The organism is Kitasatospora sp. MAP12-44 (assembly GCF_029892095.1).
GTDB lineage: Bacteria > Actinomycetota > Actinomycetes > Streptomycetales > Streptomycetaceae > Kitasatospora.
Genome location: NZ_JARZAE010000004.1, coordinates 4,885,873 through 4,902,227 on the forward strand (window position 1 = coordinate 4,885,873; position 16,355 = coordinate 4,902,227).

The 16,355-nt window shown below is 72.8% G+C and carries 11 protein-coding genes and 1 pseudogene; 6 read left to right on the forward strand and 6 right to left on the reverse strand.

Translation table 11 applies throughout. From position 1 onward, the window contains the following. Positions 1–106 precede the first annotated feature (106 nt). Positions 107–4,022, forward strand: a pseudogene (gene fxsT, locus P3T34_RS22875) (FxSxx-COOH system tetratricopeptide repeat protein). Between the two features lie 25 nt (positions 4,023–4,047). Here fxsT and P3T34_RS22880 read toward each other — a convergent pair. After that, positions 4,048–5,109 (reverse strand): putative sulfate exporter family transporter, encoded by a 1,062-nt coding sequence (locus P3T34_RS22880; RefSeq protein ID WP_280667908.1) that lies wholly within the window; start codon positions 5,107–5,109, stop codon positions 4,048–4,050. Positions 5,110–5,179: 70 nt separating this feature from the next. On the opposite strand from P3T34_RS22880, the gene P3T34_RS22885 reads away from it, so the two are divergent. After that, entirely contained in the window at positions 5,180–6,127 is a 948-nt protein-coding gene (locus P3T34_RS22885; protein WP_280667909.1) for a LysR substrate-binding domain-containing protein, read from the forward strand. 22 nt (positions 6,128–6,149) lie between these two features. Here the strand turns inward: P3T34_RS22885 and P3T34_RS22890 are convergent, their stop codons facing one another. The 3 genes from P3T34_RS22890 to P3T34_RS22900 all read right to left on the reverse strand — a co-directional run bounded on the left by P3T34_RS22890 (position 6,150) and on the right by P3T34_RS22900 (position 8,883). Continuing rightward, positions 6,150–7,013: an alpha/beta fold hydrolase gene (locus tag P3T34_RS22890; protein ID WP_280672306.1), complete on the reverse strand. Its 864-nt coding sequence runs from the start codon at positions 7,011–7,013 to the stop codon at positions 6,150–6,152. Positions 7,014–7,054: 41 nt separating this feature from the next. Continuing rightward, entirely contained in the window at positions 7,055–7,981 is a 927-nt protein-coding gene (locus P3T34_RS22895) for a DUF4231 domain-containing protein (RefSeq protein WP_280667910.1), read from the reverse strand. Between the two features lie 152 nt (positions 7,982–8,133). Beyond that, complete coding sequence (locus tag P3T34_RS22900) at positions 8,134–8,883, reverse strand: SIS domain-containing protein (protein ID WP_280667911.1); 750 nt, start codon at positions 8,881–8,883, stop codon at positions 8,134–8,136. A 171-nt stretch (positions 8,884–9,054) separates the two neighbouring features. On the opposite strand from P3T34_RS22900, the gene P3T34_RS22905 reads away from it, so the two are divergent. Further along, positions 9,055–9,747: a metal-dependent transcriptional regulator gene (locus tag P3T34_RS22905; RefSeq protein ID WP_280667912.1), complete on the forward strand. Its 693-nt coding sequence runs from the start codon at positions 9,055–9,057 to the stop codon at positions 9,745–9,747. A gap of 397 nt (positions 9,748–10,144) precedes the next feature. Here the strand turns inward: P3T34_RS22905 and P3T34_RS22910 are convergent, their stop codons facing one another. Beyond that, positions 10,145–10,837, reverse strand: coding sequence for a bifunctional DNA primase/polymerase (locus P3T34_RS22910; protein ID WP_280672309.1), 693 nt, complete (start codon positions 10,835–10,837; stop codon positions 10,145–10,147). A gap of 524 nt (positions 10,838–11,361) precedes the next feature. Here P3T34_RS22910 and P3T34_RS22915 point away from each other — a divergent pair. Both P3T34_RS22915 and P3T34_RS22920 read left to right on the forward strand, forming a co-directional pair. After that, on the forward strand, positions 11,362–12,738 hold the full coding sequence (locus tag P3T34_RS22915) for a transcriptional regulator (RefSeq protein ID WP_280667913.1): 1,377 nt from the start codon (positions 11,362–11,364) through the stop codon (positions 12,736–12,738). Positions 12,739–13,003: 265 nt separating this feature from the next. Beyond that, positions 13,004–14,245: a hypothetical protein gene (locus tag P3T34_RS22920; protein WP_280667914.1), complete on the forward strand. Its 1,242-nt coding sequence runs from the start codon at positions 13,004–13,006 to the stop codon at positions 14,243–14,245. Positions 14,246–14,306: 61 nt separating this feature from the next. Here the strand turns inward: P3T34_RS22920 and P3T34_RS22925 are convergent, their stop codons facing one another. After that, positions 14,307–15,593, reverse strand: coding sequence for an ABC transporter substrate-binding protein (locus P3T34_RS22925; protein WP_280667915.1), 1,287 nt, complete (start codon positions 15,591–15,593; stop codon positions 14,307–14,309). Between the two features lie 173 nt (positions 15,594–15,766). Here P3T34_RS22925 and P3T34_RS22930 point away from each other — a divergent pair, with 173 nt between their 5' ends. Further along, positions 15,767–16,285: a hypothetical protein gene (locus P3T34_RS22930; RefSeq protein WP_280667916.1), complete on the forward strand. Its 519-nt coding sequence runs from the start codon at positions 15,767–15,769 to the stop codon at positions 16,283–16,285. Positions 16,286–16,355 lie beyond the last annotated feature (70 nt).

Below are 16,355 nucleotides of genomic sequence, written 5' to 3' on the forward strand. Positions count from 1 at the left end.
CTCGCCGCTGACCTCACCCGGACCCGTGCCCGCGGCGGCGGTCGAGGAGGACCGCCAGGGCAGGATCATCACCTTCTATTCCTACAAGGGCGGCACCGGCCGCACCATGGCGCTGGCCAACACCGCCTGGATCCTGGCCGCCAACGGGTTCCGGGTGCTCACCGTGGACTGGGACCTGGAGGCCCCCGGGCTCGCCAAGTTCTTCCACCCCTTCCTGGACGCGGCCGAACTGGACGCCGCCCCAGGGGTGATGACCCTGATCAACGACTACCGCGAGGAGGCGCTGAGAGAGGCCGAGCTGCACGCGGACCCGCTCTCCGAGCCCGAGCGCTACCAGCAGGAACTGCACGAGATCGGCCACCACCCGGGCTGGCACCTGGACTTCGCCAAGGTGGCCGGCCACGCGCTGCCGCTCTCCTGGAGCGGCTTCCCGGCCGGCGGCAGCATCGACCTGCTCTCGGCCGGCCGCCAGGACCGCGACTACTCCGGCACGCTGGGCAGCCTGGACTGGGACCTGTTCTACGAGCGCTTCGACGGCGGGCAGTTCTTCGACGCGCTGCGCGGCGACATGCGCAAGCGCTACGACTACGTGCTGATCGACAGCCGTACCGGCCTCTCCGACACCGCCGAGATCTGTACCGTGCAGATGCCCGACGACCTGGTGGTCTGCTTCACGCTGAGCGACCAGAGCATCGACGGCGCCTCGCGGATCGCCCAGCACATCGCCGACCGCTACCGCGAGCGCGGCATCCGGATCCTGCCGGTCCCGATGCGGATCGACGACTTCGAGAAGGACAAGGCCCGACGCCGGCCGCTCGCTCGCCCGGATCCGCTTCGACGGCCTGCCGTCGGGCTACACCAGCGAGGAACTCGTCCACTACTGGGGCTCGGTGGAGATCCCGTACCGGCCGTTCTACGCCTACGAGGAGATCCTGGCCACCTTCGGCGACAAGCCGGGCACGCCCACCACGATGCTCTCCGCCTGCGAGCGGCTCACCGACATGATCACCGCAGGCCGGGTCTCCTCGCTGCCCGCGATGGAGGAGGAGGTGCGGCTGCACTACATGGAGGCCTTCACCCGGCGCCGGCCGGTGGTGCCCGCCGACATCTACCTCAGCTATGTGCCCGAGGACCGGATGTGGGCGGACTGGATCGAGTACGTGCTCGGCGCGGCCGGCTTCCGGGTGCTGCCCCGGGACGTCGGCGCGGGCGCGGACACCCGGGCCGACACCGAGCGCTCGGTGGACTCCGCCTTCCGGACGGTCGCGGTGCTCTCGCCCGCCTATCTGCGCTCGCCGCAGGCCAGGGCGCTGTGGGAGTCGGTGGTCGGCTCCGACCCGTCCGGCACCCGGCGCCAGCTGATCCCGGTCCGGGTCGGCTCCACGCCGCTGGCCGCGCCGTTCAGCAGCCGCAACCCCGTGGACCTGGTCAACCTCAAGGAGCCGCAGGCGCTGGCCGCGCTGGTCAAGGCGCTGGGCCGGGAGGAGGTGCCGGCCATCGACCCGGCCGTCGGGCCGCGGTTCCCCGGCACCCAGCCGGAGATCTGGAACGTCCCCCCGCGCAACAGCTACTTCACCGGCCGGGCCGAGCTGCTGGAGCGGCTGCGCAACCAGCTCGGCGGCGGCACCACCGCCGTGCTGCCCGTCCCGCAGACGCTGTACGGCCTCGGCGGCGTCGGCAAGACCCAGGTGGCCCAGGAGTACGCGCACCGGTTCATGGCCGACTACGACCTGGTCTGGTGGGTCTCGGCCGAGCAGGAGGAGGAGATCCAGGGCCAACTGGCCGAGCTGGCCCGTAAGATGGGCCGGGCCACCAACGAGCCGGTGCAGCTGGCGGCGGACATCGCACTGGACGCGCTGCGGCGCGGCGACCGGGCCAAGCGCTGGCTGCTGATCTTCGACAACGCGGACGAGCCGTCCGAGATCCGCCGCTACTTCCCCGGCGGCTCGGGCCACATCCTGGTCACCTCGCGCAACCAGGCCTGGTCCACCCATGCCGAGGCGCTCACCATGGACGTCTTCACCCGCGGTGAGAGCATCGACCACCTGACCCGGCGCACCGGGGGCGCGCTGAGCCGGATCGACGCCGACGCGGTGGCCGAGGCGGTCGGTGACCTGCCGCTGGCCGTCGAGGTCGCCGGCGCCTGGCTGAAGGCCACCGGGACGCCGGTCGCCGACTACATCACCGCCCTGCAGTCCGAGGCCGCCCGGGTGCTGGAGCTGGGCCGGCCGGTCGACTACCCGATGACCGTGGGGGCCACCTGGCGGGTCTCGATCGCCCGGCTGCGCCAGCAGTCCCCGGCGGCCGCCCGGATGCTGCAGCTCTGCGCCTACTTCGCGCCCGAGCCGATCTCGATGAACCTCTTCTACAGCGACCAGATGATCCGCGCGCTGGTCTCCTACGACCCCGGGCTGAGCGACAAGTTCCTGCTCGGCCGGGTGATCCAGGCGATCGGCCGGTACGCGCTGGCCAAGGTGGACGCCGGGGCCAACAGCATCCAGGTGCACCGGCTGGTCCAGGAGGTGATCCGCTCCGAGATGACCCCGGAGGAGCAGAACGACACCGTGCACGAGGTGCACCGCATCCTGATCGGCGCGCGCCCGGTCGTCGGCGACACCGACGACCCGTCCAACTGGCCCGCCTTCGAGGAGATCTGGCCGCACCTGTCGCCCTCCCGGGCGCACGACTGCGACGAGTCCGACACCCGGCAGCTGATGATCGACCGGGTCCGCTACCTGTGGAAGCGCGGCGAGTTCGCCCAGGCCCGCCGGATGGGCCACCTGCTGGACGAGGCGTGGACCGCCAAACTCGGCGAGGACGACCGGCAGACCCTGCTGCTGCGCTTCCAACTCGCCAATGTGATGCGCTCGCAGGGCCAGTACGCGGAGGCCATGGAGCTCGACGAGGACACCCTGGAGCGGCAGAAGCGGGTGCTCGGCGAGCAGCACCCGTACACCCTGATGACGGCCGGCTCGCTGGGCGCCGACCGGCGGGCCCTGGGTGACTTCCAGTTGGCGCTGGAGCTGGACCGCGACATCCTGGAGCGGTTCCGCGAGCAGTTCGGCGAGGACAACCCGCGGACCCTGTCGATCGCCAACAACCTGGCGATCGACTACCGCTTGGTCGGCGACAGCAGTTCGGCCCAGGCGCTGGACCAGGACACCCTGGACCGCCGGTCGCTGGTGCTCGGCCCCAAGCACCCGTACACCCTGTCCAGCAAGTCCAACCTGGCCCGTGATCTGCGCGAAGGCGGCGACTACGAAGGATCGGTGACGATCCATCAGGAAGTGGTCGAGGCCTACGCCGAGGTGCTGAACATCGACGTGCCGGAGATCCTGCGCAACGCCAAGTCGCTGGCCGTCTCGCTGCGCAAGGCCGGCCGGCAGGCCGAGGCACGCCGGCTCACCAAGGAGACGTACGAGCGCTACCTGGAGCGCTACGGGGAGAACGCCCCCGACACGCTCGCCTGCGCGCTCAACCTGGCCGCCGACTACAGCGCGGGCGGCGACAAGGACGCGGCCCGCGACCTGGCCCGCCAGGTCTACGTGGGCCATCAGCAACTCTTTGGCGAGGAGCACCCGTTCACCCTCGCCTGCGCCAACAACCTGGTGATCTACCTGCGCGGCAGCGGCAGCGTGCAGGAGGCGATCGACCTCGGCCTCGAAACGGTCGGCACGCTGCGCCGGGTGCTCGGCCCGGACCACCCGTTCACCCTCAACGGCATGATCAACCTGGCCAACGCCCACGGCGACCTGGGCCACTTCGCCGAGGCGGAGGAGCTGGAGCAGGCCGCCTACCGCGGCCTCTGCGACCGCTACAGCCCCCGCCACCCCGATGCGGTGGCCTGCCAGGCCAACCTCGCCATCACCCTGCGCGCCGCCGGCCGCGGCAACCAGGCCGCCGAACTCCGCTCCCGGGCGGTGGCCGAATTCATCCGCCAGCTGGGCGAGGAGCACCCCAACACGGTCTCCGCGCGCGGCTGGAAGCGGATCAACCGCGACCTGGAGCCGCAGCCGGTGTAGCCAGGGAGTGTCGGGTGCGGGCGGGTCAGGTGGTCGCCAGTACTCCGGCGTACGCGACCGCCGCGATCAGCAGCCAGGAGGACAGTCCGACCAGCAGCGCCCGGCGGCCGGTGCGCAGCAGGGCGCGGATGTTCACCGTCGTCCCCAGCGCGAACAGGGCGGCGGCCAGCAGCAGTTCGTCGACCTGCTCGGCCGCGGTGACCACCGGAGCCGGGACGGTTCCGGTGCTGCGCAGGGCGGCGAAGGCGAGGAACGCCGCGATGAACAGCGGCACCAGCGGGGGACGCCGGCCCGCCGCAGGCGCGGTACCGCCTTCGGAGCGGCGGCAGCGGCGGCGGGCTATCGCGACGCCGGTCACGATCGGGGCGAGCAGGGCGACCCGCATCAGCTTGACCACCACCGCCTGGGCCAGCGCGGTGGGACCCGCCGTCTGCGCCACCGCCACCACCTGGCCGACATCGTGGACGCTGGCCCCCGCCCAGCGCCCGAACTGCACGTCGCTCAGCCCCAGCAGGGGGTGCAGGGCCGGCAGCACCCCGATGGCGAGCGACCCGCACAGCGTGACCAGGGCGACCGCGGTGACGACGTCCTCCTCCTCGCTGTCGGTGACGCCGTTCATCGCCGCGACGGCCGAGGCGCCGCAGATCGCGAAGCCGGTGGCGATCAGCAGCGGCTGGTCCCCGGGCAGTCCCAGCCGGCGTCCCAGCCACTGCGTCCCGAAGAAGGTGGCCGCCACCACCATGACGACCACGGCGAGCGTGGGCCAGCCCAGTGCGAGGACGTCGCCGAGGGCGAGCTTGAGGCCCAGCAGTGCGATACCGGCTCGCATCAGCTTCCTGCCGGCGAAGTCCAGCCCCGGGCGGGAGGCCGCGGGCAGCAGGCGCAGATTGCCGGCCAGCACCCCGAGGGCGACCGCGGCGGTGAGCGGGGCCACCGTCGGCAGCACCGTGTTCACTCCCCAGGCCGCCGCCACCGCGACCGCCACCGCGCCCAGTCCGGGCCCGACCGCCCAGCGCTTCGGGCGGTCGCTGCGGTCACTGCGGTCACTGCGGTCCACAGGCCGTGCGGAGGGCGGGGAGATCGTCATACAACGACCCTGTCGCGGTCCGCTCGGCACCGGTAGCCAGCAGTTCTTTGCCATGCCATAGGGTTTTCCTATGGCATCTTCCCCCGGCGGACCCCGCGCGACCCGCTCCGCCATCCGGCCGTTCAACCTGCACTCCCTCGAACTGCTGGTGGCCGTGGAGGAGACCGGGAGCATCAGCCAGGCCGCCGCGGAACTCTCCATCAGCCAGCCCACCGCCAGCGCGCGGATGACCACCCTGGAGCGCCAGCTCGGCCTGCGACTGCTGGAACGCTCGACCTCCGGCTCCAAACTCACTCCCGCCGGTCTGCTGTTCGCCGCCTGGGCCCGCGACGTCCTCTCCCAGGCGCAGACGCTGGCGGACAGCCTGGCCGCCCTGCAGGTGAAGCAGGGAAACCTCCGGGTGGCGGCCAGCCTCACCCTCGCCGAGTACCTGCTGCCCCGCTGGCTGATCGCCCTGCGCCAGCTCCACCCCACCACCCACGTCGAGCTGAAGGTCGCCAACAGCCACCAGGTCATCGAGGCGCTGCTCCAGGCCGAGGCCGACATCGGCTTCACCGAGAGCCCCTTCGTCCCCCGCGACTTCCGCTCGGCCCTGGTGGGCCGCGACCGGCTGGTGGTCGTCACCGCCCCCGACCACCCCTGGACCCGCCGCTCCACGCCGCTGACGGGCGCGGAGCTCGCCGAGACCCCGCTGCTGCTGCGCGAGAGCGGCTCCGGCACCCGCGAAACCCTCGAACGCGCGCTGCGGCCCTGGCACGGTCCCTCCGTGCCGCTCCTCGAACTCGGCTCGACCGGCCCGCTGCGCAGCGCCGCGACCCAGGGCGCGGCGCCGGCCGTGCTGTCCGAACTCGCCGTGGTCGACGATCTCGCCGCCGGACGACTCGTGGAGATCCCGGTCGCCGACGACCTGCCCCTCGCCCGCCAGCTGCGGGCGATCTGGCCCAGCCGCCTGGAGCTGTGCGAGTCCGCGCGCCACCTGCTGGAGGTGGCGGCGCGCCGCTCCTCGCGCAGCGTCTGAGACCGGTCGGTCTGAGCAGCAGCTACCCGGCCGCCCACTTCAGGGCGGCGGTCAGCACCCGGAACGAGCTGAAGTGGGCGGCGCCGGGCTCCAGGAAGAGGGTGGCGTCGGGGATGTGGGCGGCCAGCCAGCGGGAGTGGTCGACGGGGGAGAACATGTCGTCGGCGCCGTGCCAGAGCCAGGTGGCGGCGGTGATGTCCTGCGCCTTGAAGCCCCAGTCGGTGGTGAAGGCGAGCACGTCGTCGATCCAGCCGTCGGCGTTCTGCCGGAACGCCTCACGGTAGTTGCTCTGCAGCATCCGGCGGATCCCGGCGTCGGAGACCACCTGCCGGTCGACGCCCGAGAGTTCGCTGCGCAGGCCGGCGATCAGGGTGGCCGGGTCGTCGCGGATCCGGCGGGCCCGCTGCTGCATGGTGGCGGCGATCCGCTGGTGGTCGCGCTCGGCGGCGCGGTAGTAGCGGATGTTGGAGGGCGTCATCCCGGCGTACCAGTCCAGGCCTTCGGCGTCCCAGGGAGCCAGGCTGACCAGCGCCGCCACCCGGTGCACCCGGCCGGGCAGCAGCGCCCCGCAGGCGAGCGCGTGCGGGCCGCCGCCGGAGCGGCCCACCACGGCGAACCGGGTGAGCCCGAGCTCGTCGGCGATCGCCTGCACGTCGACCGCCGCCGAGGCGACCTGGCGGCCGCGCAGCCGGTCGGAGCTGCCGTAGCCGGGGCGGTCGAAGGAGATCAGGTGCACGCCGAGGTGGTAGAGCACGGTGCTGCGCGGGATCGGGCCGACCCGGCTGCCGGGGGTGCCGTGCAGCAGGAAGACCGGCTTGCCGGCCGGGTCTCCGAAGGTCTGCACCGCCAGGGTTCGATGGTCGGCGGTCTTGACCAGTCGTGGCAGCACGCCGGGGACCTCCAGAGGTGGGTGGGGAAGGGGGCGGATCAGTGGTCGTGGCCGCGGACCTCGCGGCGGGCCTGCCAGGTGGTGTGCTCGCGCGAGACGGCGTCCTCGGCGTCCCGGGCCAGCCGGGCCCAGATCTCCTCGGCGTCCTCGCCGGCCACGTCGAGCTGGGTCAACTGGGCTCTGACCAGCTCCAGTTCGTCGGCAGCCAGCCGGTAGGCGACGGCCAGTGGCCGGTACTGGCGCAGCTGCGCCCAGGCGGTGACCGAGGCGGCGACCGCCGAGACCGTCCCCAGTGCGTCGTAACCGAACCAGCCGAGCGCGCGCAGCACCGCGAGCACCAGGCCGAGCAGTGGCAGCGCGATGCCGAGCAGGCCGGTGAGCCGGCCGGCGTTGTCGCAGTACCGCGCCTTGGCCTGGTACCAGTCGTGTTGGACCTGGACGCGCTCGCGCAGGTAGACGTCGCGGCGCACGGCGAGCGGCTGGTCGCGCAGCCGGCGCATCGCCGGGGTGACCTCGGCCTGCTCGGCGGCGTCCTCCGGCACGGCCCGGCTGTGCTGGAACCCGCGGAGGATGCCGTGGAGTTGGAGCTCGTAGAGGCCCTCGGCGTCCGGCAGGCTGGTCGGCGGTGGCTGATAGGCGTCGGCCCGTACGGCGAACTTCCAGGCCAGCGTCTTCACCGACTCGGCGGCGGCCCGCCCCTCGTACCAGAGGCCCTGCGGGTTCTGCCGGATGACCACCATGGCCAGCACGACGGTGGCCAGATAGGCCACCGCGGCCGTCCAGGCGTACGGGCGGCCGTCGGCCGAGCCGGCCGCCGCGGCCGCGGTGAGCAGGATCAGCTCCCAGCGGGCCAGTCCGATGGAGCGTCGCTGGCCCTGGAGGGAGGCGGAGTCGGCGGCCCGGAAAACCCCGGGCAGCAGCTCGGACTCGCGGACGAAGCCCGTGGATCGTGCGCCGGCTGCCATCCGGTCCCCCCGTTGCGCTGGTGTGTCCCGACGCAGACCTACTGCCCTCGGGGGAGGGCGGGTACGCCTGGCGCCCGGCCAGTATGAGCGCTTCACCGCCCCGCGCACAGGTCTGGTACGCGCCGTTTGACCCGGCGTCAGAACCCTTCCGTTCAGAAGGTGTAGAAGATCCGGTCGGCGTTCTCGGCCATCAGCTTGGCGTTCCAGTCGGTGCCGCCGTCGACGTTCCCGGACCGGAAGAGCGGCGGGGTGATGCCCCGCTCGGCGAGCCGGCCGACCGCCGAGGCGACCACGGCCTGCATCAACGCGCTGGTCACGATGGTGGAGACCGACCCGAAGGTGGTCTCGGCCCCCGGGTGGGTCAGCTCGCCGTCGCCGACCGCGATCTTGCTGTCGAGGACCACGTCGCAGTGGTCCTTGAGGAAGGTCCCGGACGCGTGCTGGGAGGTGACCTGGCCGGGGTAGGCGAGCGAGGTGACGCCGACCACCCGCAGGCCGCGGGCCCGGGCGTGCGCGGCGAGCTCGACCGGCATGGTCTGGCGCCCGGAGAGCGAGATCAGGAAGAGCAGGTCGCCGGCGCGGGCCGGGGTGAGGTCCAGGGTCGCGGTGGCCAGGCCCGACACCCGCTCCAGGGCGCTGCCGAGCGGAGCGGGCATCACATTGACGCCGGTCATCCCGGGGACGTTCAGCAGGTTGAACGGGACCAGTCCGCCGGCCCGGTACACCACGTCCTGGGCGGCCAGCGAGGAGTGCCCGGCGCCGAACGCGAACACCCGCCGCTCGTCGGCGATCGCGTCGGCCAGCAGCAGCGCGGCCCGCTCGATGTTCCCGGCCTCCTCGGCGCGAACGCGCTGAAGGTGGGCCACCGCGGCGTCGAAGTACTGCCCGACGAGGTCGCTCATGAAGAATTTCCCTACCGCCAGTGGAGAAAGCTACGGCGAGCACCGTGAGGCCTGGACCACCGTGCTGTCAACAGGGACAAAACGGCCCGGGAACAAGCCCGCGCGGCGTCGGTTGTCAGTGCGGTAGGTCAGAATTGCGGTGAGGAACACCGAGGAACGGAGCCAGCGGCGATGTCTGGGCTGATCGATACGACCGAGATGTACCTTCGCACCATTCTGGAGCTGGAGGAAGAGGGCATCAATCCGATGCGCGCCCGGATCGCCGAGCGCCTGGAGCAGAGCGGCCCCACGGTCAGCCAGACCGTCGGCCGGATGGAGCGTGACGGCCTGCTCCAGGTCGCGGGGGACCGACACCTGGAGCTCACCGACGAGGGCCGGCGACTGGCGGTGCGGGTGATGCGCAAGCACCGCATCGCCGAGTGCCTGCTCGTCGACGTGATCGGGCTCGAGTGGGAGCAGGTGCACGAGGAGGCCTGCCGCTGGGAGCACGTGATGAGCGAGACGGTGGAGCGCAAGGTGCTGGCCATGCTGGGGCACCCCACTCAGTCGCCGTACGGCAACCCGATCCCCGGTCTCGACGAGCTCGGCGACACCAAGGCCGAGGGCGAGGGCTTTGACTCCGCGCTGGTCACGCTGGACGCGCTGCGGCCCGCCGGCGAGGGTTCCGATGTGGTGGTGCGCCGGATCGGCGAGCCGATCCAGACGGACGAGGCGCTGATGCGCAGGCTGCGTCGGGCCGGGATCCGCCCCGGGGCGACGGTCCGGGTCTCCGCGGCCGTCGGCGGTGTGCTGGTGGGCAGCGGCGAGAGCGCGGCGGAGCTGGGCAAGGAGATCGCGGTGCATGTGTTCGTCGCGCAGTGCTGAGCAGGTGAACCGAGGGCATGGCAGCGGGGCCCGGCACGTCCCCGCGTGCCGGGCCCCGCTGTTCCCACCCCGTCCCCCCGTTCCCCCCGCTTCCCCCCACTCCCCTCCGTGCCCCGCCCGGCTTCCCCGACCTGGCGTCCCCTCCGGCTCCCCCCCGGTCCCTGCCCCCCGCTCCTCCCGGCTGCCCCTTTCGTCTGGTTTTGCGTCAGCCCCTCTCGGAGGAATTAATCCCCTCGGCCGATCATGGCAATCCTTGAGCGCTGTCACTCGTACGAGGGGCTTTCGGGGCTGATCGCCGGGTAGATCCGTGAGTTGGGCCGAACCGGAAGTCCCGCGTCCGGGTGTGCCGAAGGCGGACCTGGAGGCCAGGTCCGCCTTCAGCGCAAATGACGGTGCGTCAGCGGGCTGCCGCCGGTTGGGCGGGCCGGGCGGCCGGGTGGACGCGGGCGTCGCGGCCGCAGGCGTAGGCCAGCGGGTTGATCAGCTCGGCGGTGTCCGGCAGCCAGCGGTTGAGCTCGGACGGCGGCCGGGCCCACTGCGCGAAGCCGAACGGCCCCAGCCGGGACGGCGGCGCGACGATCCAGTCGCCCTCGCCGCGGGCCACCAGGTCGAGCCGGTCCGGACCCCAGCCCAGCTTGCGGAGCATGTCCGGCAGCTTGGCCAGCACCCCGGGCAGCACCAGGAAGAGCAGCCGCCGACCGGCCGGGCCGTACATGCCGGGCTGCCCGGGCACGCCGGGGGACGGCGGCACGGCGACAACCGGGCCCAGCTGCAGGCCCATCCGCTCCATCCGGGCCAGCGCCAGGCAGCCGGCCACCTCGGGAACGTCCAGCACGTCGAACGAGCGCCCGGTGGGCAGCAGGATCGACGCCTTGGGGTTCTCCGTCCACCAGCGCCGGACCACGCCGGGGCCCGCGCTGGCCCGCCGCCGCCAGTCCTCGGTGGTGGGGTGCGCGCCGGGCATGGGGCAGTGCGGGGTGCCGCACGAGCAGCGCACCGGGCCGTCGTCGTCGATCAGCCAGCTGCCGGGCACGACCTCCCAGTGCCGCTCCTCCGCGTATCTGACGGCCTCGGTCGGCAGGTGGGGGATCGGGTTGCCGTCACTGTCCTGCGCCGGGGCTCCGGGGGTGTCTTCCACGTGCTGCTCAACTACCGGCCGTGGGGCGGGTTACGGGCGGGCGGCGGGTGGCCTGCCGGGAGCGCGGAATGTCACCCGAACCGGTGAGGGGGCTGCCGGGCCGGGCCTCCGCGGGGGGCAATGGCGCGCCACCGTGGCGTGTGGTGGCGGGGAGGCGGCGGATTTCCTGGCGTGCGCCAGGCGTTGGGATTGCGTTCTGGTGGCGTTCGGGTGGCGTGCGCCCGGTGCCGGACGGGTAGGCGCAGTAGGGGCGCATCGAGGCATTGTTGAGGGCGCGCATGGGGAACAGGTCATCCGCATGGGTATCCCGATGGTGTTGTTGATCGCTAACCTGGCCTCAAGTTCCTGCACTGGCCGGGTAGTCGGCGCGCCGCGAGTCTGCCGGACATCGGACTTCGGACGACAGGCGGTCGCATCAGAGCAGCAGAATCGACGCCCGGCGGCCGGAGCCGGCGGGCGCTGGGGAGGCGAAGCCCATGGCCGCGAGACCACTCGTCGCACGACAGCCCAACGAGCGTCTGCAGTCGCTGATCCAGGAGGCGAGCTGCTCCAATGCGGGACTCGCCCGCCGGGTCAACCTCTGCGGTGCCGAGCACGGGCTCGACCTGCGCTATGACAAGACCTCGGTCGCGCGCTGGCTGCGCGGCCAGCAACCGCGCGGCCAGGCGCCGTCGGTGATCGCCGAGGCGCTCGGCCGCAAACTCGGCCGGGGGGTCACCGTCGACGAGATCGGCATGGCCGACGGCAAGAACCTCACCTCGGGGGTCGGCCTCCAGTTCGCCGCCACCCTGAGCGGCGCGCTCGAACAGGTCTGCGAGCTGTGGCGCAGCGACGTCAGCCGGCGCGACTTCCTGAACGGCGCCACGGTGGCGGCCTCCGCGCTGGTCGAACCCAGCCGGGACTGGCTGATCACCCCGCCCGACCCGGTGGTGGCCCGCAGCGGCGGCCCGCGGGTGGGCCTGTCGGACGTCGAGGCGATCCGCGCGACCACCGAGATGCTGGTCGACCTGGACCACCGGTTCGGCAGCGGGCATGTCCGGCCGGTGGTGGTGCACTACCTGAACAGCGTGGTCTCCGGGCTGCTCAGCGGCGGCTACCGGGAGGAGACCGGGCGTCAACTGTTCGGGGCGGTTGCCAGGTTGACCGAGCTGGCCGGCTACATGGCGGTGGACACCGGGCAGCCCGGCCTCGCCCAGCGCTACTACATCCAGGCGCTGCGCCTCGCCCAGGCCGCCGACGACCGCGGCTACGGCGGATACGTGCTGGCGGCCTCGATGAGCCACCTGGCGGCCACCCTGGGCAACCCGCGCGAGATCGCCCAACTCGCCCGCGCCGCACAGGAGGGCGCCCGCTCGGTGGCCACCCCGACGGCGATGGCGATGTTCTACGCCGCCGAGGCGCGCGGCCACGCGCTGCTCGGCGACGCGCGCTCCTGCGAGCTGGTCGCGGCGCGGGCCGTGGAGGCGATGGAGCGGCGCAAGCCCGAGGACGACCCGGACTGGATCGTGCACTTCGACGAGGCCTATCTGGCCGACGAGTTGGCGCACTGCTACCGGGACCTCGAACAGGGCCGGCAGGCGGAGCGGCAGGCCCGGATCGCGCTCGACCTGCACCCGGCGAGCCGGGTCCGCCGGCGGGCGGTGGACCTGGTGCTGCTGGCCACCGCGCAGTTGCAGCAGCGCGAGGTCGAGCGGGCCTGCGAGACCGGCGCGCAGGCGGTCCGGCTGCTGAACGGGCTGCGCTCCAACCGGGGCGTGGAGTACCTGGACGAGTTCCGGCGCCGTCTTGAGCCCTACCGGGACCACCGGGTGGTCCGCGAGTTCCAGCAGCGGGCGGACGCGGAGGCGGCGTAACGGGTGCGCCGCTGACTGGTTGTCGACAGGGTCCGACAAAAGGGGATCACCCGCCCGCGTAGTCACCCGTAGCGGTGAACCGGTAGCGTGGGCGGGACGTTCCGAAGAAACCAGCAGCAGTGGTCCGCCGTTACAGCGAGCGCGCGGAAGAACCGAGGAAGGCCCGGGTGCGGATACCGGAGAGACAGGGCAGGCGGCGTAAGGCCGCCCGGTGGTCCCTGGCTGTCCAGGTGTGCTCGCGGCCGTGCACAGGTGAGGAATCGCGTTGAGCCAGCGCCGCTCGTATCCCAACTCCGGTGACTTCAACCTGGACGATCTGTTCCGCCCGGAACCGACCGCCGGGGAGCACCAGGTGCAGACGGGGCCGGTCCTGCCGACCCCGCCCGCGCAGCCGTACGGCACTCCGCCGCCCTCGGGCGGTCCGGAGTACTACGGCGGTGCGCCGGGCCCGCAGGGCGGTCCTGGGGGGCAGCCTGCGCAGCCCGCGCCGGGCGCGCCGTGGGGGGAGCCGCCGGCCGGTGCCGCCGCTGCCCCCGCGCCGGAGACCCAGTTCCTGCCGCCCTACCCGACCAGCGACCCCGGTACGGGCGGGCCGGCGGCGCCGTACGGCGAGCAGCAGCAGGCGTACGGTGAGCAGCCGTATGGCGAGCCGCCGCAGCCGTCCTACGGGGGCCAGCAGAGCTTCGGCGGCCAGTCTTTCGGGGGGCAGCAGTCCTTCGGTGGCCAGCAGTCCTACGGCCAGCAGCCCCCCTACGGCCAGCCCCAGCCGCCCGCGCAGCCCTCCTACGGCGGTCAGCAGTCCTTCGGCGGCCAGCAGCCCCCCGTCGACCAGACCACCCGGCTCGGCCGGATCTCCGGCGGGGCCCCCGCCCAGGGGCGCCCCTCGCGCAAGATGATCATCGGCGGAGTGGTGGCGGCCTGCGCGGTCGGCGGCATCCTGGTCGGCGTGCTCAGCGGCTCCAGCCCCGCCCCGAACACCCAGAAGACCGCCGCCAGCAGCTCCCCGAAGGCCTCCAGCCCGTCGACCAACTCCACCGGCTCCGGCGCGCTGAGCCCCGACGCGCAGAGCCAGGCCGCGGCGCTCTCCAAGCTGCTCGGCACGGCGAACGCCAGCCGCCAGGCGGTGATCGGTGCGGTCGCCTCGATCCAGAAGTGCGACAAGCTGCCGGACGATCAGACGGCGCTCACTCAGGCGGCCGCGCAGCGCAGGCAGTTGCTGACCAGTCTGGCCACCCTCAAGGTGGACAAGCTGGCGACCGGCCAGTCGCTGGTGGACCAGCTGAACCAGGCCTGGCAGGCCTCGGCGAGCGCCGATGACGCGTACGCCGCCTGGGCCGGCGACCTGGTGGCCTCCTGCGACCCGACCAAGCCGCAGGACAACGCGCACAAGAACGCGGGCGACCAGGCCAGCGGCACGGCGAGCACCGCGAAGAAGCAGGCGTCGCAGATCTGGAACGCGATAGCGACCCAGGGCGGCCTGCAGTCGTTCGGCGACACCCAGCTCTGAACGGTCGGTCTAAGGGGCGCGGCGCGGGAACCTCCGCGGCGCGCCCCTTCCGCGTGGGGTGCTAGGCGCCGGCCGGGGGCGTGCCGCCGGTCAGCACCCAGCGGACGTCCACGAAGCCCGGCTGCTGCTCCACCAGCCGCCCGCCCTGCACCAGCTGGAAGGTGACCGAGGTGTTCACCAGTCGCGGCGAGTCCGCGCTCGCCAGCATGTTGGTGAGTCCCCAGGCCAGCGGCGGGGTGGCCCCGCCGGTGGTGAACTGCTCGCCGCTGTCCAGCACGTCGCGCAGCGCCTTGGCCGTGATCGGCCGCCCGGCCGGGAGCTTGTCGATCGCCTGCTGGAACACCTGGTAGGCGACCCAGGTGGTCTGCACGCCCGGGTCCGAGACGTCGATCTCGGCCTGCCCGGCGGCGTACTTCAGCACGGTGGCGCGCAGCGGGTCCCAGGTCTTGGACGTCTCCGGCGGGTACCAGCCGGTCGCGTACGCGCCGCCCAGCGGGCCGCTGTCGCCGCCGGTGGAGTCCACCACCGACTGCTGGAAGCTGCCGATCACCGAGGCGAGCCGGGTGTTGGTGTGCGGCATCCGGCGGAAGGAGTCCAGCAGGTTCTGGGTCGGCACCGGGCTCAGCGCGGCGGTGACGCAGTTGTTCGGCTGGTCGCCGCCGATCGCGGTGCGCGCGGTCGCGGTGTAGTCCGTCGACTTCTCCTGCGCCGGGACGTCCAGCAGCTTGATGCCCGCGGGGTTCAGCGCGCTGGCGAGCTCGCCCACCAGGCTGTCGCCGGCCGGGGTGTCGGGGCGGATCAGCGAGACGGTGCGGCAGCCCGCCGCGGCCAGCTGGCGGCCGCTGCCCGCGATCAGCGCGGGCATGCCGCCGGCCACCGGGTAGGAGACCGGGCTGGTGAACTCGGGGGCGGAGAGGCCGTAGCCGCCGAGGTAGGGGATGCCGGCGCTCTCCAGCGCGGGCATGAAGTTCTCGCCGAACTGGCTGTAGGAGCCGACCACCGCGACCGCGCCGGCGTCCACGGCCTGCTTCGCGCAGGCGGCCGCGCCGTCCGCGGTGTTGTGCTCGTTGCAGGTCAGCACCCTGACCTTGTGGCCGTCCAGACCGCCCTGGTCGTTGATCCCGCGGCCGATCGCACCGGCCAGCTCGGTCATCCCCGGGCGGTCGAACGAGCCGGTGGCGGAGGGCGACCAGGTCATCACCGTGAGGTCGGCCTGCCCGGCGGCGTCGGCCGGGCCGCCGCAGCCGGAGGCGGCCAGCAGCGCCGGTAACGCGACGGCGGCGCCGCCGAGCGCGGCGGCCAGGCGGCCGCGGTGGCGGCGGGGGCGGTGGCGCGGAACGAACGACATCTCGGCCTTTCCTGCCGGGCTGGGCCCCTGTGGCGGGCCAGTGGTGGCCTCAGCCTCGACCGGGTGAGGCAAGCCCAGAGGGCGGTCAGGAGAACGGTTGGCAAACCAGTCGGGAACTCGAAGTGTGGACGCGTGTAGAGCCTGTGATCCGGGAGAACGTACGATCGCTTCCCATGTCGGTCAGCACAGAAAACTCGGACAGGTCTGCTGGAAACCCTTCTCGCAGGGGGCGCCGCTCCAGCACGATGGGCGGCATGCCGCTCAACGATCTGCCCTGGTGGCGCTGGCGCGCCCGGTTGCGCTCCGCCCTGCACATGCTCGCCGACCCGGTCTTCCAGCAGGACTACTGGGTGGCCGGCCGGGATGGCTACGGTGACGTGACCGATGCCGTGTACCGACTGGTCGAGGACAGCTGGCTCGACCGCTGGTCGGCCGAGAAGTACATCGGCACCGTCGTCCGCGACGAGGCCGAGGCCGCCGCGGTGGACGCGGCGGTGCTGCGGGTGCTGCGCGTCCTGCACGAGGTCGGGGCGGACGCGCCGGCCGCCACCTACCTGGCGCACCCGGACTGGCCGGACGCCGTCCGCGCGGCCGGCGAGGCGCACCGCCTGCTCGCCGGCAACGACGGCGACGACCCGAACGCCCAGCCGCGCTCCCTCGAGGTCCTGCGGATCCTGACCCAGGTCACCTAGACAGGCTCTGAAGGTGGCCTCACGCCCGCGCGGCCTGTGAAAGGCTTGCGGGCACCCTGTCGTCGGCGCA